Origin of the sequence: Pseudomonas sp. MOIL14HWK12:I1 (assembly GCF_000510705.1) — a bacterium.
GTDB lineage: Bacteria > Pseudomonadota > Gammaproteobacteria > Pseudomonadales > Pseudomonadaceae > Chryseomonas > Chryseomonas oryzihabitans.
The window spans coordinates 49,345-68,897 of the sequence record NZ_AZNY01000003.1 but is presented as its reverse complement, the minus strand read 5'-3'; the positions used below and the strand labels follow the sequence as shown (position 1 = coordinate 68,897).

At 66.5% G+C, this 19,553-nt stretch carries 17 protein-coding genes; 10 read left to right on the top strand and 7 right to left on the bottom strand.

The window, feature by feature from the left end:
• Window positions 1-15 precede the first annotated feature (15 nt).
• The 4 genes from PSEK12I1_RS0100300 (at window position 16) to PSEK12I1_RS0100285 (ending at window position 3,547) form a co-directional block, all read left to right on the top strand.
• Entirely contained in the window at window positions 16-1,182 is a 1,167-nt protein-coding gene (locus tag PSEK12I1_RS0100300) for a uroporphyrinogen-III C-methyltransferase (protein WP_042135286.1), read from the top strand.
• A complete protein-coding gene (locus tag PSEK12I1_RS0100295) occupies window positions 1,179-2,387 on the top strand; it encodes a heme biosynthesis HemY N-terminal domain-containing protein (protein WP_027600340.1) in 1,209 nt (402 codons plus the stop codon). The genes PSEK12I1_RS0100300 and PSEK12I1_RS0100295 overlap by 4 nt, the downstream gene beginning before the upstream one ends.
• Before the next feature lie 88 nt (window positions 2,388-2,475).
• On the top strand, window positions 2,476-2,961 hold the full coding sequence (locus tag PSEK12I1_RS0100290) for a disulfide bond formation protein B (protein WP_027598175.1): 486 nt from the start codon (window positions 2,476-2,478) through the stop codon (window positions 2,959-2,961).
• A 109-nt stretch (window positions 2,962-3,070) separates the two neighbouring features.
• Window positions 3,071-3,547, top strand: a complete 477-nt coding sequence (locus tag PSEK12I1_RS0100285; RefSeq protein WP_007161363.1) for an Rsd/AlgQ family anti-sigma factor — start codon at window positions 3,071-3,073, stop codon at window positions 3,545-3,547.
• On the opposite strand, the gene PSEK12I1_RS0100280 is transcribed toward PSEK12I1_RS0100285, so the two are convergent.
• Window positions 3,544-4,008, bottom strand: coding sequence for a TIGR02444 family protein (locus tag PSEK12I1_RS0100280; RefSeq protein ID WP_027598176.1), 465 nt, complete (start codon window positions 4,006-4,008; stop codon window positions 3,544-3,546). The two genes, PSEK12I1_RS0100285 and PSEK12I1_RS0100280, sit on opposite strands and share 4 nt — an antisense overlap.
• Before the next feature lie 47 nt (window positions 4,009-4,055).
• Between PSEK12I1_RS0100280 and PSEK12I1_RS0100275 the strand changes: the two genes are divergently transcribed.
• From PSEK12I1_RS0100275 to PSEK12I1_RS0100265, 3 genes are read left to right on the top strand one after another with little or no spacing between them, the layout of a single operon-like run.
• Window positions 4,056-5,969, top strand: coding sequence for an ATP-binding cassette domain-containing protein (locus PSEK12I1_RS0100275; RefSeq protein WP_027600339.1), 1,914 nt, complete (start codon window positions 4,056-4,058; stop codon window positions 5,967-5,969).
• The gene (locus tag PSEK12I1_RS0100270) at window positions 5,969-6,547 is read left to right on the top strand and encodes a mechanosensitive ion channel family protein (protein ID WP_027598178.1); all 579 of its coding nucleotides are present in this window, start codon (window positions 5,969-5,971) and stop codon (window positions 6,545-6,547) included. The genes PSEK12I1_RS0100275 and PSEK12I1_RS0100270 overlap by 1 nt, the downstream gene beginning before the upstream one ends.
• Window positions 6,548-6,551: 4 nt before the next feature.
• Entirely contained in the window at window positions 6,552-7,187 is a 636-nt protein-coding gene (locus PSEK12I1_RS0100265; protein ID WP_027600338.1) for a LysE family transporter, read from the top strand.
• Window positions 7,188-7,196: 9 nt separating this feature from the next.
• On the opposite strand, the gene PSEK12I1_RS0100260 is transcribed toward PSEK12I1_RS0100265, so the two are convergent.
• Window positions 7,197-7,961 (bottom strand): SDR family NAD(P)-dependent oxidoreductase, encoded by a 765-nt coding sequence (locus PSEK12I1_RS0100260; protein ID WP_027600337.1) that lies wholly within the window; start codon window positions 7,959-7,961, stop codon window positions 7,197-7,199.
• A gap of 100 nt (window positions 7,962-8,061) precedes the next feature.
• Between PSEK12I1_RS0100260 and PSEK12I1_RS0100255 the strand changes: the two genes are divergently transcribed.
• Window positions 8,062-8,523, top strand: a complete 462-nt coding sequence (locus PSEK12I1_RS0100255) for a YaiI/YqxD family protein (protein ID WP_017639406.1) — start codon at window positions 8,062-8,064, stop codon at window positions 8,521-8,523.
• Window positions 8,524-8,532: 9 nt separating this feature from the next.
• Here PSEK12I1_RS0100255 and PSEK12I1_RS0100250 read toward each other — a convergent pair whose 3' ends face one another.
• Both PSEK12I1_RS0100250 and PSEK12I1_RS0100245 read right to left on the bottom strand, forming a co-directional pair.
• The gene (locus PSEK12I1_RS0100250; protein ID WP_081347913.1) at window positions 8,533-10,653 is read right to left on the bottom strand and encodes a bifunctional diguanylate cyclase/phosphodiesterase; all 2,121 of its coding nucleotides are present in this window, start codon (window positions 10,651-10,653) and stop codon (window positions 8,533-8,535) included.
• A 118-nt stretch (window positions 10,654-10,771) separates the two neighbouring features.
• Window positions 10,772-11,326: a DedA family protein gene (locus tag PSEK12I1_RS0100245; protein WP_027598182.1), complete on the bottom strand. Its 555-nt coding sequence runs from the start codon at window positions 11,324-11,326 to the stop codon at window positions 10,772-10,774.
• Between the two features lie 263 nt (window positions 11,327-11,589).
• Here PSEK12I1_RS0100245 and hemB point away from each other — a divergent pair, with 263 nt between their 5' ends.
• Both hemB and ppk1 read left to right on the top strand, forming a co-directional pair.
• Window positions 11,590-12,612 carry a porphobilinogen synthase gene (hemB, locus tag PSEK12I1_RS0100240; RefSeq protein WP_007161353.1) on the top strand — a complete coding sequence of 341 codons (1,023 nt, stop codon included), beginning with the start codon at window positions 11,590-11,592 and terminating at the stop codon, window positions 12,610-12,612.
• 9 nt (window positions 12,613-12,621) lie between these two features.
• On the top strand, window positions 12,622-14,844 hold the full coding sequence (gene ppk1, locus PSEK12I1_RS0100235; RefSeq protein WP_027600336.1) for a polyphosphate kinase 1: 2,223 nt from the start codon (window positions 12,622-12,624) through the stop codon (window positions 14,842-14,844).
• A 722-nt stretch (window positions 14,845-15,566) separates the two neighbouring features.
• Here the strand turns inward: ppk1 and PSEK12I1_RS0100230 are convergent.
• The 3 genes from PSEK12I1_RS0100230 to thiI all read right to left on the bottom strand — a co-directional run bounded on the left by PSEK12I1_RS0100230 (window position 15,567) and on the right by thiI (window position 19,532).
• On the bottom strand, window positions 15,567-15,956 hold the full coding sequence (locus PSEK12I1_RS0100230; RefSeq protein WP_027598213.1) for a lysozyme inhibitor LprI family protein: 390 nt from the start codon (window positions 15,954-15,956) through the stop codon (window positions 15,567-15,569).
• A 146-nt stretch (window positions 15,957-16,102) separates the two neighbouring features.
• Window positions 16,103-17,920, bottom strand: coding sequence for a translational GTPase TypA (gene typA, locus PSEK12I1_RS0100225; RefSeq protein ID WP_027598212.1), 1,818 nt, complete (start codon window positions 17,918-17,920; stop codon window positions 16,103-16,105).
• Window positions 17,921-18,077: 157 nt separating this feature from the next.
• On the bottom strand, window positions 18,078-19,532 hold the full coding sequence (gene thiI, locus PSEK12I1_RS0100220) for a tRNA uracil 4-sulfurtransferase ThiI (RefSeq protein ID WP_027600335.1): 1,455 nt from the start codon (window positions 19,530-19,532) through the stop codon (window positions 18,078-18,080).
• Between the last annotated feature and the right edge of the window lie 21 nt (window positions 19,533-19,553).

The window sequence follows — 19,553 nt, the reverse complement described above, 5'->3', positions numbered from 1 at the left end:
CTACAAGGAATTCCCGTGAGCGAAACTCAAGCCCCCCGCGCCGACGACGTCTCTCCCGATCCTGTCGTGACTCCCGCCTCGCCGCCGCCGGCCCCCCCACCGGCAAGCGTGCGCCGCAAGGGCTCGGGCAAGGCGTCCGGTCTGGCGCTGCTGGCCCTGCTGGTGGCCGCCGGTGGCCTGGGTGTCGGCGGCTGGAGCGTCTGGCAACTGCAGCAGGTGCGTCAGGCCGAGCAGAGCCAGGCCGCTCAGGCCGAGGATCTGCGCAGCCAGCTGCGCCAGCTGGAAATGCGCAACCAGGCGTTGAGTGCCGATCTGGGCCGCCTGCCCTCGGCTAACGAGCTGGAAGAGCGCCGCCGTCAGCTCGGTGAGCTGCAGGGCGACCAGCAGCACCTCGCCGAACAGTTCAAGGAGGTGGTCGGCCAGAGTCGCCAGGCCTGGCGCCTGACCGAGGCCGAGCACCTGCTGCGCATGGCCACCCTGCGCATGACCGCGCTGCAGGACGTGCCCAGCGCCCAGAATCTGCTGCAGGGTGTCGATGACATCCTCAAGGCCCAGAACGATCCGGCCGCCTTCGCCGCCCGCCAGCAACTGGCCAATGCCCAGCAGACCCTGCGCCAGCTGCCCGACCTGGATCGCACCGGGCAATTCGTCCAGCTGGCATCGCTGCGCAATCAGGTGCAGAGCCTGGAACCCCTGCCGCCACGCTTTTCCACCACCGTGGCCGACCAGCCCGGCGTCGAAAAGGCCGCGGTACCGCCGAGCAATGCCCTGCAGCAGTGGTGGCAGGATTTCCGCCAGCGCATCTCCAGCTACTTCCGCATCGACTTTTCCGCCGACCAGCCGATTCGTCCGCTGCTGGCCGAGGAATCCCTGGCCCAGGTGCGCCTGGCCATGAGCCTGGCGCTGGAGCAGGCGCAGTGGGCCGTGCTCAATGGCAATCAGGAGGTCTACCGGCTCTCCATCGAGCAGGCCGAAGACGTCCTCGCCGCCCACTTCAACAACCAGAATCCCGACAGCCGTGCGGTCAAGCTGCGCCTGCAGGAGCTGGCCGAGCGGCCGGTCACCTTCGAGGCCCCTGACCTGACGCCTGCCCTGACCGCGCTGCAGGCCTACATCGCCCAGCGTCAGCAAATCCAGCCGAACAATGCCGCCGCCGGCGCGGCTCAGGAGAATCGCCCATGAAGCGCCTGTACCTGCTGTTCCTGTTCGCCCTGCTCGTCGGCCTGGGCGTTGCCGTGGTGCTGGCCAAGGAGCCGGGCTACGTGCTGCTGTCCTACAGCAACTTCCGCTACGAATCGAGTCTCTGGGCCTTCCTGGCCCTGCTGGTGGCGGTCTGGCTGGCGCTCTACATCCTCAAGCTGGTGCTGGGCGCCCTGGGCCTGACCGGCAAGGTGCTCAACCCCTGGTCGCGGCACAATCGCCAGCGCCGCCTGGAGCAGGCGCGCCACAAGGGTCAGCTGGAACTGGCCGAAGGCAACTGGAGCGGTGCCCTCAAGCACCTGAAAGGCGCCGCCGAGCACGCCGACCAGCCGCTGTTCGTCCTGCTGGGCGCCGCCCGCGCCGCCAACGAACTGGGCGACCTCGAAGAACGCGACCGCCTGCTGCGCCAGGCCCGCGAGCGCGAGCCCCAGGCCGACCTGGCCATCGGTCTGCAGCAGGCCCGGTTGCAGATCGACCGCGGCCAGTATCTGGAAGCCCGTGACAGCCTGGCGCCGTTGCAGGCCAAGTATCCGAAGAATGGCGAGGTGCTGCTGCAACTGCAGCGCCTGCAGGTGACCCTGCGCGACTGGCCGGCACTGATCGCCCTGCTGCCGCAACTGCGCAAGCAGCAGGTGCTGCGCCCTCAGGAGCAGGACGACCTGGAGCGCAAGGTATGGATCGCGACCCTCGACGAGGTGCCCGCCCAGGGCGCGGAATCGGCGGTGGATGCCCAGTGGCAGCAGGTGCCCACGGCGCTCAAGGGCGATGCCTCGGTGGTGCTGGCCTATGCCCGTCAGCTGCGCGCCATCGGCCGCGACGACCTGGCCGAAGAGGTGCTGCACATCACCCTGAATCGCCAGTGGGACGAGCGCCTGGTCGAGCTCTATGGCCAGCTGCGTCCGCGCGATGCCAGTCGTCCGCTGCACCACGCCGAAGGCTGGCTCAAGGAGCGCCCCCAGGATGCGGTGCTGCTGCTGGCCCTGGGCCGGTTGTGCATGAACAACCAGCTGTGGGGCAAGGCGCGCGAATATCTGGAGCGCAGTCTGGCGCAGCGGCCGTCCGCGGTCACCGCCGGCGAACTGGCCCGGGTGGCCATCCAGCTGGGCGATGTAGACCGCAGCCAGCAGCTCTTGCAGAGCCAGTGGCGCGAGTCCGACACCACTTCGCTGCCGACGCCGCGAGTCTGACGGCGCGGCTCGTCTGCCCGGGTCCTTGAAAGGTGCCCGGGCTTTCTCTACCGTAACGTCCCAATTCCCTGTTGGAGACGGCGCGTCCGTGACTAGTCCCCGCTTCATCTTTCTGTTCATGGCCGCCACCTGTGCGGTGCTCATGGGCGTCGGTCTCTATCTCGAACACGTGGTCGGCCTCGAGCCCTGCCCGCTGTGCGTCATGCAACGGATCTTCTTCATCCTGGTCGGGGTGGTGGCGCTGATCGCCGGCATCCAGGCGCCGGGCAAGCGCGGACGACGCATCTATGGCGTGGTCCTGCTGCTGCTGGCCGCCGCCGGCGCCGCCACCGCGGGCCGCCAGGTCTATCTGCAGACGGTCCCGGCGGAAGAGCTGGCGGCCTGCCTGCCGAGCCTCGACTACATGATGCAGGCGCTGCCCTTCCAGGAAATCATCCGCCTGGTCCTGCACGGCACCGCCGACTGCGCCGAGGTCAACTGGACGCTGTTCGGTCTGAGCATCCCGGAATGGAGCCTGCTGGCCTTCGTGCTGCTCATGGCCCTGAGCCTGGTCAAGATCTTCCGCCGTCGCTGAGCTTTCTCCGAGCAACGGCACTCGCCTGGCGAGGCGATGTCGGTATAGTTCCTGATAACAGCCGGGCGCCTGCGCCCGGACCGTCTCGCCCGTATAGAGAGCTGCCGTCATGCTAGAAACCTGCCGCAATGCCCAGGAACGCTGGGGTGGGGTCCACCAGCTGATCGACCGCTGGCTGATTGCCCGCCGCGAGCTGGTGACCGCTTACGAAACCCTGGACATGGAGCCCCTGCTGGGACCGGTGCGCGAGGTCAGCGAACTGGAGCGGCTCTGCGACATGCTGGTCGACTACATGTCCACCGCGCATTTCGAGATCTACGAGCAACTGGTGGCCGAAGCCCGGGAATTCCAGGACGAGCGCGCCATCGAGTTCGCCGACAGCGTCTATCCGCGCCTGCAGGCCCTGACCGACGCCGCTCTGAACTTCAACGACAGATTCGAGCGCGGGGCCTATCGGGACCCGGGTCTGCTGACCATCGAACTCAAGCTGCTGGGCGAAACCCTGCGCGAGCGCTTCGAACTCGAAGACTGCCTGATCGAGGTGCTGCACACCTCGCACCAGCAACCGCGGCTGGCGTCGGTCTAGCCCCGGTTCCCCCGCGCGGCCTCGGCCAGCAGGTCGAGGTCCGCTGCGGCTGCCTCGCGCGGTGCCAGCGCGTGCAGCCAATCCCCCGGGCCCTGTGCCCCGCGACACGGCCAATGGCCCGCGAGTCGTGCCAGACGCGCGAGCTGTTCACGTTCCGCGGCCAATTCCAGTCCCTTGAGCTGCTCCCGCAGGGCCGCCAGGCTCTCGTCCGCGCTGGACGCGGCCTTCCAGGCCTGGCGCAACTGGCGCAGGGGGCGTACCACCGTGTCCTGCCAGTGCTGCGAGGCGCGCTGCAGCCGGGCCAGGCCCTCGGCATCCAGTGCGCAGTTGCGGCGATCCAGCCAGAGCGCCGTCAGCACCAGACAGACGTCGGCGCCGGCCTCTTGCAGACGCAAACAGGCGCCTTCCACGCCGGGCCGGGCGTATACTGCCAACGCGAATTCCCACAGGTCCTCTTGCATGTCCGCCTCCCCGTTCGTGGGTGGTGGAGCTGCTACACTCCGCCGCCATGATCCGACTACAGAACCTTACTCTACAGCGTGGTCCCCAGCGTCTGCTCGAAAACGCTGAACTGACCCTGCATCCCGGCCAGAAAGCCGGTCTGATCGGTGCCAATGGCGCCGGTAAATCCAGTCTCTTCGCCCTGCTGCGCGGGCAGCTCGGGGCCGATGCCGGCGACTGCCACATCCCGGCGGCCTGGCGCATCGCCCACATGCGTCAGGAGGTGGATACCCTGGAGCGGCTGGCGGTGGACTATGTGCTGGACGGCGACATCGACCTGCGCCGCATCCAGCGCGAACTGGCGGCGGCCGAAGCGGCCCAGGACGGCGACGCCCTTGGCCGGCTGCATGCCGACTTCGAGGCCGCCGACGGCTATACCGCCGATGCCCGGGCCCGCAAGCTGCTCGCCGGTCTGGGCTTTACCGCCGCGCAGATGGAGCGCCAGGTCGGCGACTTCTCCGGTGGCTGGCGGATGCGCCTCAACCTGGCCCAGGCGCTGATGTGCCCCTCGGACCTGCTGCTGCTCGACGAACCCACCAACCACCTGGATCTGGACGCCATTCTCTGGCTGGAAGACTGGCTCAAGGGCTATCCCGGCACCCTGATCCTGATCTCCCACGACCGCGACTTCCTCGATGCCGTGGTCGATCATGTGGTGCACCTGGACCAGCAGAAACTCGTGCTCTATCGCGGCGGCTACTCCAGCTTCGAGCGTACTCGCGCCGAGCGCCTGGCGCAGCAGCAGCAGGCCTACGACAAGCAGCAGGCCCAGCGCGCCCACATGGAGAAGTACATCGCCCGCTTCAAGGCCCAGGCCACCAAGGCCCGTCAGGCACAGAGCCGGATCAAGGCCCTGGAACGCTTGGAAGAGCTGGCGCCGGCCCATGTCGATTCGCCCTTCGAATTCGTCTTCCGCGAGGCGGACAAGCTGTCCAGTCCGTTGCTCGACCTGGCCGAAGGCCGACTCGGCTACGGCGAGACCACCATCCTGCACCCGGTCAAGCTGCAGCTGACACCAGGCGCCCGCATCGGCCTGCTCGGCCCCAACGGCGCCGGCAAGTCGACCCTGATCAAGACCCTGGCCGCCGAACTCGAACCCCTCGGCGGCCGGCTGCAGCGCGGCGAGAACCTGGCCATTGGCTACTTCGCCCAGCACCAGCTCGATTCGCTGGACGCCAAGGCCAGTCCCCTGCTGCACCTGCAACGCATCGCCCCCGGCGAGCGCGAACAGAGCCTGCGCGACTTCCTCGGCGGCTTCGATTTCCGCGGTCCGCGCTGCGACGAGGCGGTGCTGAATTTCTCCGGTGGCGAAAAGGCGCGCCTGGCCCTGGCGCTGATCGCCTGGCAGAAGCCCAATCTGCTGCTGCTGGACGAACCCACCAACCACCTGGACCTGGACATGCGCCTGGCCCTGACCCTGGCCCTGCAGGAATTCGCCGGGGCGGTGCTGGTGGTCTCCCACGATCGTCATCTGCTCAAGAGCACCACCGACGAATTCCTGCTGGTGGCCGATGGCAAGGTGCAGGCCTTCGACGGCGATCTGGACGACTACAGCCGCTGGCTGGTGGACTTCCGCGCCCGCCAGGAGCCGGGCCTCGCCGCCGGCGAGGGCGCCGCGGTCGACAAGACCGATCGCAAGGCCCAGCGCCAGGCCGCTGCCGCCCTGCGACAGCAGTTGGCACCGCTGAAGAAGGCCGCCGACAAGCTGGAAGCCGAGCTGGGCAAGCTGCAGGAAAGGCTCGCCGCCCTGGAAGCCCGTCTGGGTGACAGCGGCCTCTATGACGCCGCGCGCAAGGAAGAACTGCGCCAGGCGCTGGCCGACCAGGCCGCGGCCAAGACCCGCGAAGCCGAGCTGGAAGAGCAGTGGCTGGAGGCCCTGGAACGGCTGGAAAGCCTGCAAGCCGAACTCGAGGGGGCCTGATGACCGAGTGGCTGCACACCTGGCTGCCGGGGTGGGGCGACTACCTGCTGGTGGCCGGCCAGGTCGCCCTGGTACTGCTGATCGGCTATGTGCTGCAGCGCATCGTGGCCCGCGCCGTCACCGGCCTGGGTGAACGCTATCCGCTGCCGCCGCAGATCGTCCTCGGCCTGCGCGGCACCCTGCGCTGGCTGATCATGGGCAGTGCCATCCTCATGGCCTTGGAGCGCTTCGGGGTGTCCGCAGCGGTGCTCTGGACGGCCATTTCCGGTTTCGTCGCCGTGGCCGCGGTGGCCTTCTTCGCCATCTGGAGCGTGCTCTCCAACCTGTTCTGCGCGGTGCTGATCTTTACCGTCGGCCCCTTCCGCCTGGGCGATCGCATCGAGGTGCTGGACGCCTCGGACAAACCCGGCATCAAGGGCCGGGTGGTGGCGATCAACATGCTCTTCGTGACCCTGCAGGAACTGGACGACAACCAGGAAGGCGCCCTGGTGCAGATTCCCAACACCCAGTTCTTCCAGAAGTCGGTCCGTCGCTGGCGCGATGCCGACGGCTCCTTCGATTTCCATCTCGACAGGTGAACCCATGAGTCTGCAGGTCTGGACCGGTTTCTTCATTGCCTGCTGGATGATCAGTCTCTCGCCCGGAGCCGGGGCGATCGCCTCCATGAGCGCCGGCGTGACCCTGGGCTTCCGCCGTGGCTACTGGACGGCCATCGGTCTGCAGCTGGGACTGGCGCTGCAGATCGCCATCGTTGCCGTGGGCGTCGGCGCCCTGCTGGCGACCTCGCAGCTGGCCTTCACCCTGATCAAGTGGTTCGGTGTGGCCTATCTCGCCTACCTGGCGCTCCGCCAGTGGCGCGCGGCGCCCATGGATCTGGGTGAACAGGTGGTCGGCGAGCGTCTGCCACCGCGGATCGGCGCCCTGGTCATGCGCGGTTTCCTGGTCAATGTCAGCAATCCCAAGGCGCTGATCTTCATGCTCGCGGTGCTGCCGCAATTCGTCGATCCCCACGCGCCCCTGACCGCGCAGTATCTGATCATCGGGGCGACGATGGTCAGCGTCGACCTGATCGTGATGGCGGGCTACACCGGGCTGGCTGCCCGGGTGCTGACCCTGCTGCGCACCCCGCGCCAGCAGCGCATCACCAACCGGGTATTCGCCAGCCTGTTCCTCGCGGCGGCCGCGTTGCTGTCCACGGTGCGCCGCGCTGCGGTCTGAAGCCGGGCGCTACCAGATCACCGGCTGCCCCTGCCAATCCCAGAAACTGCCGGTCTCGGCCGGCGTACGGGCGGCCAGCACCGCCAGCAGGCGCTCTGCCGCATAGGCGGGCGTGAACAGCTTGTCCGCCGGCACCCGCGCCTGGAAAGGCCGGGACAACGCCGTGTCCGTGGTGCCGGGATGCAGGGCCAGCACGCAGCTCTGGAGATTGAGCCGGGTGAGCTCGATGCTGGCGCAGCGCAGCCCCTGATTCAGCGCCGCCTTGGCCATCCGATAGCCATACCAGCCGCCCAACTGGTTGTCGCCGATGGAGCCGACCCGCGCTGACAGCGCCGCGATCTGACAGGGGTGCTGGCCCTTGAGCAGCGGCGTCAGCTGGCGGATCAGCAGCAGCGGCAGCACAGCATTGGCCAGATAGCTTTCCAGCAGCCCGGCCTGATCCACCTGCGCCAGACTCTTCTCGGCGCGCGCCCGTTCGCCCTGCAGCAGCCCCGAGGCGCACAGCAGCAGATTCAGGCGGGGCGTCTCGTCCCCCAGCCGGGCTGCCAGATCGACAGTGGTCAGCGGATCGATGTCGAGGCGGCGCAGGCGCGGGCCATGCTGCCGCTCCAGCGCGGCCAGGCCGTCATGCGTCTCGGCGTGGCGCGCGCAGGCCCAGACCCGCGCGACGTCATCACGCGCCAGCAGCTGTTCGCACAGGGCCAGGCCGAGGCCGCCGGTGGCGCCATACACCAGGGCCTGGGCGGGCTGCGCCAGGCGTTGCCAGAAAGTCATGGGGGACTCCAGTCAGGTCGCTATCCCTGTCCGACCGCGCCGCTGCGCTGGGGTGCGTCGGCGTAGCGCGGTATCCTGGGCTTTTGCCGGAGAAATTCCCGTGATCCTGTGGATCGATGCCGATGCCTGTCCACGCGCCGCCAAGGAGCTGGTCTGCAAGTTCGCTCTCAAGCGCAAGCTGGAGGTGGTACTGGTGGCGGGGCAGCCGCAGATCAAGCCGCCCTTCGCCTGTGTCCGCCTGGTGGTGGTCCCCAGTGGCCCCGACGCCGCCGACGACCACCTGGTCGAGCAGGCTCAGCCGGGTGACCTGGTGATCTGCAGCGACATTCCCCTGGCCGATCGGCTGGTGAAGAAGGGCGTGGCCGCGCTGGATCCGCGTGGTCAGGAATTCGACGAGCGCAACATGGGGCAGCGGCTGGCCATGCGCAATCTGATGACCGATCTGCGCGACCAGGGACAGATGGGCGGGGGCCAGGCCGGCTACGGCGAGCGTGATCGCCAGGCCTTCGCCAACGCCCTGGACCGGCTGATCACCCGCCTCCAGCGCAGCGCCGCCGGCTAGGGCGGCCTGCTAGGCGGGCACGGCGGCGAGGGCGGGTTGCTGCAGCCAGGTACGCAGCTGCGGCAACGGCATGGGCCGGCCGAACAGATAGCCCTGCATGAAGTTGCAGCCGTTGGCCTGCAGGAACTGGCGTTGCTCGCTGGTTTCCACCCCCTCGGCGACCACATTGAGGCCCAGTTTGTGCGCCATGGCGATGATCGCCGCGGCGATGGCCATGTCGTTGCTCTGCTTGGGGATGGTGCGGACGAAGGCGCGATCGACCTTGAGCGAATCCACCGGCAGCCGACTCAGGTAGGCCAGCGACGAGTAGCCACTGCCGAAATCGTCGATGGATACCCGCACGCCCAGGGTCCGGATCTCGCCGAGCACCTCGACCGCCACGTTGAGGCTGTGCATCAGGGCATTCTCGGTCACCTCGAGAATCAGCGCCGAGGCCGGCAGATCTTCGGCCTGCAGCGCCCGGGCGATGGACTGGGGCAGGAGGCGATCGCTCAGATTGAGCGCCGAGCAATTCACCGAGACGCGCAGAGCCGCGTGACCTTCGCGGTGCAGCTGGGCGAGGTCCGCGCAGGCCTGGCGCATGACCCAGCCATCCAGGTCGGCGATCAACCCGGTTTCCTCGGCGACGCGGACGAAGCGCTCGGGACTCAGCGGACCCAGGACCGGATGCTGCCAGCGGACCAGGGCTTCCAGGGCCACCGGCGCACCGGCGGGGTCGACGATGGGTTGGTAGGCCACGTGCAGGCCGCCCTGGGCCAGGGCCTGGCGCAGGTCCATCTCCAGGCTCAGCAGGTCGTCGGCGTCGCGCTGGAGTTCGGTGGTGAATCTCTGGCTGCGATTGCGCCCGCTGCGCTTGCAATGGCCGACCGCGAGGCCGGCGCTGCGCAGCAGCTGGCCGGCGTTGGCGCCGTCCTGGGGATAGTGGGCGATGCCCAGGCTGAAGGTCATGGCGATGCGCTGCCCGGCCAGCTCGAAGGGCGGTCGCAACTGCTCCAGCAGGCGCATGGCCAGGGGCTGGCTGTCGCCGCGCTGGCCGAGCGGCAGCAGCAGGCTGAATTCGTCGCCGGCATAGCGGGCCAGCGGCAGGTCGTCATCGAGCACCGCGCGGATCCGCTGCGCCATCTGGATCAGCAGTTCATCGCCAAGGGCATGGCCGAGGCTGTCGTTGATGCGCTTGAAGTGATCGATGTCCAGCATCAGCAGGGCGAACTGCTCACCGGTGCGCGCCTGGCCGATGGCTCGATCGACGGTCTGGATGAAGCTGCCGCCATTGAGCAGGTGGGTGAGGGGATCGTGCAGGGTGATCTGGTCGAGGGTGGTCGAGACCCGCTCCAGCCGCAGGCGCTGGGCATTGAAGCGTTCGCCGGCCCAGGCGGCGAGCAGGCCGACCATGATGATGAACAGGGTGCCGAGGGCGATGCCCATGCCCAGTTCCAGGTGCTGATTGGCTTCCGCCAGGCCGCCGGGTTCGAAACCGATAGGCACGGCGAGGGTGAGGGCGGCCATGCCGGTGAAGTGCATGGAGACGATGGCGAAACCCAGGACCAGACTGCCCAGCAGGCGCAGCCAGAAGGTCCTGAGGCCGGTCCTGCCGCGCAGGCGGAAGGCCAGCAGCAGCGCGCCCAGGGAGGCGAGGCTGGCGACCACCACCGAAACCACCACCAGCAGGGGATCATAGAGCTGCACGGCCACCGACTGCATGGCCAGCATGCCGGTGTAGTGCATGGTCGCGATGCCCAGGCCGGCGGCGAGGGCGGCGAGCCCGTATTGCGGTGCGGTCAGGGACTCGCGCCCGATCAGGTGCATGACCGTATAGGACACGGCGATGGCGATCAGCAGCGAGGCCAGGGTCTGCAGGGGCGCATAGTGCACATGGATGCCGATCTTGAACGACAGCATGGCGAGGAAGTGCATCGACCAGATGCCCCCGCCCAGGGCGACGGCACCGATCAGCTTGGCCAGCTCGCTGCCGCGGCGGGAGCGACTGTTGGTCACCCAGTCGGCCATGGCCAGGGCGGTGTAGCCGGCGGCGCTGGCGATCAGGTACGCCAGCACCACGAGCAGGCTTTCGTACTCGTTGGCAGCCAGGATCTGATGGCCGGGAGGCAGCAGGGTGGAGAAGTTCAGCATGCTCAATCGCCAGCGTGCACACGAGGTTTTGGGAGGGGTTGCTGCTCAGGGCATCGGCAGCGGCAGCCGGGCCTTTAATCCGTTCGATGGACGTACCGGGTGAGGGGCTGCCTGGCCATCAGGCCTTGGGCGTCCGGCTGCGACGCCACAGCCAGAGCAGCAGACCGATCACCACCAGGCCGCCCAGCACCATCAATTCATACCGCTTAAGATTGCCCAGCACCCCTTCGAGGACGGCGCCGAAATGATAGGCGGCGTAACCGAGCACCGTGGCCCAGACGATGGCACCGATGCCGTTGAGGATCAGATAGCGCGCCGGCGGATAGCCCGACAGGCCGATCGCCACCGGCATCACCGTGCGCAGGCCGTAGACGAAGCGAAAGCTCAGCACCCAGAGGTCCGGATGGCGTCGGATGTGCGCCAGCGCCTTTTCGCCGGCGGCTTCCCACTTGGGTTTGCGCGCCAGCAGCTTGCGCCCGTGGCGCCGGCCGAGGAAGTACCAGAGCTGATCGCCGGCGTAGCTGCCGCAGAAGGCGACCAGGATGACGGTCTGGATGTTCATGTAGTCGCGGAAGGCCAGGAAGCCGGCCAACACCAGAATGGTTTCGCCCTCGAAAAAGGTGCCGAGAAAAAGGGCGAAATAGCCGAAATCATGGAGGAATTGTTGGAGCATTCGGCGCTACACGAGATGAATAAAGATGGCGCAGCCTACCCCGGTTGGCGTCTGGAAAGAAAGTGTGACGGACTTCCGTCCGCCGGGCGCCAGACGGTCAGGCAGGGATTTCACTGCGACCCTGTGTCACGCCGGGTCCAGCCGGCGTCTGCCTTGGATAGGACCTATAGGCACTCCATATTGTCATCTGCTGTTACCAATCGGTCATGATTGTGGCCTATAACCCATCACACTGACCCGTGATCCGGGTCTGGGAGTCGATCGTGAGTTTTACACCCATCAACCGTAGCTACCCTGCCACTCGCATGCGCCGTCAGCGCCGCGACGAGTTTTCCCGTCGCCTGATGCGCGAGCATGTGCTGACGGTGGATGACCTGATCCTGCCGGTATTCGTGCTCGATGGCGAAGGCCGCCGCGAGGCGATCCCCTCGATGCCCGGCGTCGAGCGGCTGTCCATCGACCTGCTGCTGGAAGAGGCCGCCGAGCTGGTGGCGCTGGGAATTCCCGCGGTCGCCCTGTTCCCGGTCACCCCCACCGAGCGCAAGTCGCTGGACGGCGCCGAGGCCTACAACCCGGACGGGATCGCCCAGCGCGCCACCCGCGCCCTGCGCGAGCATTTCCCCGAGCTGGGGGTGATCACCGACGTGGCCCTGGATCCCTTCACCACCCACGGCCAGGACGGCATCCTCGACGAGCGCGGCTACGTGCTCAACGACGTCTCGGTCGAGGTGCTGGTCAAGCAGGCGCTGTCCCATGCCGCTGCCGGGGCCCAGGTGATCGCCCCCTCGGACATGATGGACGGTCGCATCGGCGCCATCCGCGCGGCCCTGGAAGACGCCGGTTATCACAACGTGCAGATCATGGCCTACTCGGCCAAGTACGCCAGCGCCTACTATGGGCCGTTCCGCGACGCCGTCGGCTCGGCCGCCAATCTGGGCAAGGGCAACAAGGCCACCTACCAGATGGATCCGGGCAACAGCGACGAGGCGCTGCACGAGATCGCCGGCGACCTGGCCGAGGGCGCCGACTCGGTGATGGTCAAGCCGGGCATGCCCTACCTGGACATCGTCCGCCGGGTCCGCGAGGAATTCCGCGTGCCGACCTTCGTGTACCAGGTGAGTGGCGAGTACGCCATGCACATGGCCGCGATCCAGAACGGCTGGCTGTCCGACGCCGTCATCCTCGAATCGCTCTTGGCCTTCAAGCGCGCCGGGGCCAACGGCATCCTCACCTATTTCGCCAAACGCGCCGCCCAACAACTTCGCCAGGGGCCTTCGCGTTCCTAAGGAGCTTCAATGAGTAGCCAGGGTTTCGTCGAAACCGATCTGCAACAGCCCGTCAGCGCCGAGTCCCTGGAGACCGCGGAAGAGACGCTGGCGCTGGACGCCGAAGGACCGGCACCTGCCGCCGAGGCGCCGGCCGCGCCCAGCGTGCCTGCCGCCAATGTGGATGACAGCAGCCTCTACATCCATCGCGAGCTGTCGCAGCTGCAGTTCAACATCCGGGTGCTGGAACAGGCCCTCGACGAATCCTATCCGCTGCTCGAGCGGCTCAAGTACCTGCTGATCTTTTCCAGCAACCTGGACGAATTCTTCGAGATCCGCGTGGCGGGTCTGAAGAAGCAGATCACCTTCGCCCGCGAGCAGGCCGGCGCCGACGGCCTGCTGCCGCACCAGGCGCTGGCGCGCATCAGCGACATCGTCCACGGCCAGGTGGAGCGGCAGTACGCCATCCTCAACGACGTGCTCCTGCCGGCCCTGGCCGAGCAGCAGATCCGCTTCATCCGCCGGCGTTACTGGGACGTCAAGATCAAGGCCTGGGTGCGCAAGTTCTTCCGCGACGAGATCGCGCCCATCATCACCCCCATCGGCCTGGATCCGACCCACCCCTTTCCGCTGCTGGTGAACAAGAGCCTCAACTTCATCGTCGAGCTGGAGGGCATGGACGCCTTCGGCCGCGACTCGGGTCTGGCCATCATCCCGGCGCCGCGCCTGCTGCCGCGGATCATCCGGGTGCCGGAGGAGGTCGCCGGGCCCGGCGACAACTACGTCTTCCTGTCCTCCATGATCCACGCCCATGCCGATGACCTCTTCCCCGGCATGAAGGTCAAGGGCTGCTTCCAGTTCCGCCTGACCCGTAACGCCGATCTCTCGGTGGACACCGAGGACGTCGAAGACCTGGCCCGCGCCCTGCGCGGCGAGCTGTTCTCGCGGCGCTACGGCGATGCGGTGCGGCTCGAGGTGGTGGACATCTGCCCGAAACACCTCACCGACTACCTGCTCAAACAATTCGGTCTGGGCGACAGCGAGCTGTACAAGGTCAATGGTCCGGTCAACCTGACCCGGCTGTTCTCCATCACCGGGCTGGACAGTCACCCGGAGCTGCAGAACGCCCCCTTCACCCCGACCATTCCCAAGCTCCTGCAGAAGAAGGACAACCTCTTCAACGTGCTGGGCAAGCTCGATGTGCTGCTGCTGCACCCCTTCGAGTCCTTTACCCCGGTGATCGACCTGATGCGCCAGGCCGCCAAGGACCCCAACGTCCTGGCGATCAAGCAGACGCTCTACCGCAGCGGCGCCAACTCCGAGATCGTCGACGCCCTGGTGGACGCGGCACGCAGCGGCAAGGAGGTGACCGCGGTCATCGAATTGCGCGCGCGCTTCGACGAGGAATCCAACCTGCAGCTGGCCAGCCGCCTGCAGCAGGCTGGCGCCGTGGTCATCTATGGCGTGGTGGGCTTCAAGACCCACGCCAAGATGATGCTGATCCTGCGCCGCGAGAATGGCGAGCTGCGCCGCTATGCCCACCTGGGCACCGGCAACTACCACGCCGGCAACGCCAAGCTGTACACCGACTACAGCCTGCTGACCGCCGACGTGGCCCTGACCGAGGACGTGCACAAGCTGTTCAACCAGCTGATCGGCATGGGCAAGACCCTGCGCATGAAGAAGCTGCTGCACGCGCCCTTCACCCTGAAGAAGAACCTGCTGGAGATGATCAACCGCGAAGCGGTGGCGGCCAGCGAAGGGCGGCCGGCGCAGATCATGGCCAAGGTCAACGGCCTCACCGATCCCAAGGTCATCCGCGCCCTCTACAAGGCCAGCCAGGCCGGGGTGAAGATCGACCTGGTGGTGCGCGGCATGTGCTGCCTGCGGCCAGGCGTACCGGGCGTGTCCCACAATATCCAGGTGCGCTCCATCATCGGCCGCTTCCTGGAGCACAGCCGCATCTACTACTTCCTCAACGGTGGCGACGAGAAACTCTATCTCTCCAGCGCCGACTGGATGGAGCGCAACCTCGACATGCGCGTCGAGACCTGCTTCCCGGTGGAAGGCAAGAAGCTCATCAGCCGGGTCAAGAAGGAGCTGGAAGGCTACCTCACCGACAACACCCAGGCCTGGGTGCTGCAGGAAGACGGCAGCTACATCCGCCAATCGCCCACCGGCAACCAGAATGCCCGCAGCGTGCAGGCGACGCTGCTGGAGCGGCTGGCCAGTCCGGTAGTGAATACGCGCTGAGGGGCGGCGGGCCTGCGCCTTTCGCGGCGTAGGTCTGGCCTCCGTAGGGAAGGATCGTAGGTTGGGTTGAGCGCCAGCGAAGCCCAACGTTGCGGGGCTTCAACTGTGCACGTTGTGCGTATGGGTGCCCTAGCTGATTATCGTGTTTTGCTGATGGCCCTTGTTTCGCCTGGCCGGCGACTCACTTTTCTTTGCTTGCGGATCGCCGCCCGGCGCAAAGAAAGTAAGCAAAAGAAAGCACACCCCACGTTTCGGCCCTCCGCTGCGCTCCGGGTGATTCGCTTCGCTCACCCTTCGGGCCAGCCTACGGCTGTTACTCCGCTTCGCTACGTTTCCCTCGCTCCGGCGCCGTGGCAGGGGCANTTTCTCCGGCGCGATGACGCCAAGCGCCCACTCGGATAGCCCCCTCTTCCCCGGGGAGAGGGTTGGGGTGAGGGCCCCCTGGCAGCGAGCCCAGTTGAAAAGGCTGCGCCGTTTTCCGCGCTACGATTTTCTCCGGAGCGATGACGCCGAGTGCCCGCTCGAATAGCCCCCTCTCCCCCGGGGAGAGGGTTGGGGTGAGGGCCCCCTGGCAGCGAGCCCAGTGGAAAAGGCTGCGCCGTTTTCCAGGCTACGATTTTCTCCGGAGCGATGACGCCAAGCGCCCGTTCCGGATAGCCCCCTCTCCCCCCGGGAGAGGGTTGGGGTGAGGGAACGGCGCGCCCCCTATCCCGCCAGCTACCTCACTGCCCCAGCTTGCCCGCCTCGCAACCGGTGCTGGCGCATTCGCGCAGGCGCTCCTTGAGCACCTCCAGACGGCTGTCGGTCAGGCTGACGGCGCAATCCAGGTTGACGAAGTAGCCATCGGCTTCCTCGCGGGCGCACTGGCTGTCGCGCTGCTTGATCCAGGCCAACTGGCTCTGTTTGAGCACGGCCTGCTGATCGGCCGGCAGCTGCTTGCGCAACTCGCCATAGGTCTGGTTCAGCGACTTGTCGCTCTGGGCGAACAGGTTGCTGGCGCAGTAGACGGTATCGAAGGCATTGCGCGGCGTGCCGCAACCGGCGGCCTGGGCCGTGGCGAAAACGCTGAGACCGCTCAGGGTCAGGGCGGCGGCGAGGGTAGTCTTGAGCATGGCAGCATCCTGCAGAAGGGGCCGTCCCGAATGGCGCGGCCGTGGGATAAACGCTAGCAGAGCCGCCAGTCGTGCGCGTAGCAGGCTCTGAAAAACCGGCAACAAAAAAGCGCCCGAAGGCGCTTTCCTGCATCACCCGGACGGGATCAGACCTTGGAACGCTCGAAGCGCTTGCGGTCGTTTTCGTTCAGGAACTTCTTGCGCAGACGGATGGACTTGGGCGTCACTTCCACCAGCTCGTCGTCGGCGATGAATTCCAGCGCCTGTTCGAGGGTGAACTTGATCGGCGGCACCAGGGCGATGACTTCGTCCTTGCCCGAGGCGCGCATGTTGTCCAGCTTCTTGCCCTTGGTGGGGTTGAGCACCAGGTCGTTGTCACGGCTGTTGATGCCGCACAGCTGGCCTTCGTAGATCTCGTCGCCCGGAGCCAGGAACAGCTTGCCGCGGCTCTGCAGGGTTTCCAGCGAGTAGGTCAGGGCGGTACCGGTGGCCATGGACACCAGCACGCCGTTCTGACGGTTGCTCACTTCGCCGGCCTTGATCGGGCCGTAGTGGCTGAAGGTCGAGGTCAGGATGCCGCTGCCCGAGGTCAGGGTCAGGAAGTTGTTGCGGAAGCCGATCAGGCCACGCGCCGGGATGGTGTATTCCAGGCGGATACGGCCCTTGCCGTCGGGGATCATGTTGGTCAGATCGCCCTTGCGCAGACCCATCTGCTCCATCACCGAGCCCTGGTGCTGCTCTTCGATGTCGATGGTGACGTTCTCGTAGGGCTCCTGCTTCTCGCCGTCCTTCTCGATGATCACCACTTCCGGACGGCCCACGGCCATCTCGAAGCCTTCGCGGCGCATGTTCTCGATCAGTACCGACAGGTGCAGCTCGCCACGCCCGGAGACCTTGAACTTCTCGGCGGACTCGCCCGGCTCGACGCGCAGGGCCACGTTGTGCAGCAGTTCCTTGTCCAGACGGTCCTTGATGTTGCGGCTGGTGACGAACTTGCCTTCACGACCGGCGAACGGCGAGTCGTTGACCTGGAAGGTCATGCTCACGGTGGGCTGGTCGACGGTCAGCGGCGGGCGGGCTTCGACGTTCTGCGGATCGCACAGGGTGTCGGAGATGAACAGCTCGTCCATGCCCGAGACGCAGACGATGTCGCCGGCTTCGGCTTCGGCCACTTCCACGCGCTGCAGGCCGGAGTGGCCCATGATCTTGAGGATACGACCGTTGCGCTTGCTGCCGTCGTCGCTGATGGCCACGACCGGGGTGTTGGCCTTGATGCGGCCACGGGCGATACGGCCGATGCCGATCACGCCGAGGAAGCTGTTGTAGTCCAGCTGGGAGATCTGCATCTGGAAGGGACCGTCCAGATCGACCTGGGGAGCCGGTACATGGTCGACGATGGCCTGGAACAGGGCATCCATGTTGTCGTCCATCTTCTCGTGGTCCAGGCCGGCGATGCCGTTCAGGGCGCTGGCGTAGACGATCGGGAAGTCCAGCTGCTCATCGGTGGCGCCAAGGTTGTCGAACAGGTCGAAGATCTGGTCGATGACCCAGTCCGGACGCGCGCCGGGACGGTCGATCTTGTTGACCACCACGATCGGACGCAGGCCGGCCTTGAAGGCCTTCTGGGTCACGAAGCGGGTCTGCGGCATGGGGCCGTCCTGGGCGTCGACCACCAGCAGCACGGAGTCGACCATGGACATCACGCGCTCCACCTCGCCACCGAAGTCGGCGTGGCCGGGGGTGTCGACGATGTTGATGTTGTAGTCCTTCCACTTCAGCGCGGTGTTCTTGGCCAGGATGGTGATGCCGCGTTCCTTTTCCTGGTCGTTGCTGTCCATCACCCGCTCGTTTTCCGCTTCTTTGCGGTCCAGGGTGCCGGACAGGCGCAGCAGCTTGTCGACGAGGGTGGTCTTGCCATGGTCGACGTGCGCGATGATGGCGATGTTGCGTAGATTCTCGATCACAGTGGTGTTCTCGGTATAGAAATGAAGGAGCTTCAGCCAGCAGGCTGACAGCCGGAGATTGCAAAGGCGCGAAACGCGGCCGACCGGTACGTGGCCGGAGGGCTAGAAGAGGTCGGGAGGGCGGTGGCGGATACTGCCACCCAGCAGGCCCGGCTGCTTAGGCCGGACGATAAACGCGCACATTGGCGTGCCCTTCGGTGAGCAGGTGATGGGCGTGCAGCCGGCTCATCACCCCGCGGTCGCAATAGAGTAGGTACTGGCGATTCTCGTCCAGTTCCTTGAAACGGCTGTTCAGCGCGAAGAACGGCATGGCCTGCACCTCGATGCCGGGCAGCTCCAGCGGCTGGTCTTCCTGGGCATCGGGATGGCGGATGTCCACCACGATCTGACCTGGCAAGGGCTGTGCCAGCTCTTCGACCTGCACGTCCTTGCCCAGCTCTTCGATCACCTTGTCGACGGTGATGAAGCGCGCACGTTCCAGGGCGGCGTCGAGCACCGCCAGGTCGAACTTGCCTTCCTCGTGGTCCACCCGCAGGGCCTTGGCCTTGGTGGTGGGATTCACCGAGATGATGCCGCAGTATTCGGGCATGTGCTTGGCGAAGTCGGCGGTGCCGATGCGCTGGGCGGTATCGATGATGTCCTGCTTGTGGCTGGCCAGCAGCGGGCGTAGCACCAGGGTATCGGTGGCCTTGTCGATCACCGCCAGGTTGGTCAGGGTCTGGCTGGAGACCTGGGAGACGGCTTCGCCGGTCACCAGCGCCTCGATCTGCAGCTGTTCGGCGATGCGACTGGCCGCGCGCAGCATCATGCGCTTGAGGATGACGCCCATGTGGCTGTCGTCGCACTGGGTGAGGATCTGCCCCACCACTTCCTCGAAGGGCACGCTGATGAACAGCACGCGCTGGGAACGCCCGTACTTCTCCCAGAGATAGTGGGCCACTTCCATCACGCCCAGCTCGTGGGCGCGCCCGCCGAGATTGAAGAAGCAGAAATGGCTGACCATGCCGCGTCTCATCATCTGGTAGGCGGCCACGGTGGAGTCGAATCCCCCGGACATCAGCACCAGCACCTGCTCCAGCGCGCCGAGCGGATAGCCGCCCAGCCCTTCGTGGTGCTCGTCGATGATGAACAGCTGCTGGTCGCGGATCTCCAGGCGAACGTTCACCTCGGGATTCTTCAGGGCGATGCCGGCGCCGCCGCAGCGTTCGCGCAGGCCACCACCGACATGGCGCTCCAAGTCCATCGAGGAGAAGTCGTGGCGGCCGGCGCGCTTGCAGCGCACCGAGAACACCTTGCCGCGCACGCGCTCGCCGAAGTGGCGTACGCACAACTCGAGAATCGAATCGAAATCGCCCAGCGGATACTCGTGCACCTCGAGGAACTGGCCGATGCCCGGGGTGCAGGCCAGGCGCTGCTTCATTTCCGCCAGCAGCCGCGGCTCGTCGAGCGCGGTCTCCAGGGTGATGTTGTCCCACACCCCTTCCACGCGGACATCCGGATCCAGATCGCGCAGCACGACACGAATGTTCTTCACCAGCTGGCGAATGAAATTCTTGCGCACCGGGCGACTCTTGATGGTGATTTCCGGAAAGACCTTGATGATGAGCTTCATGAGCGGGAAACGGGGGGCGGG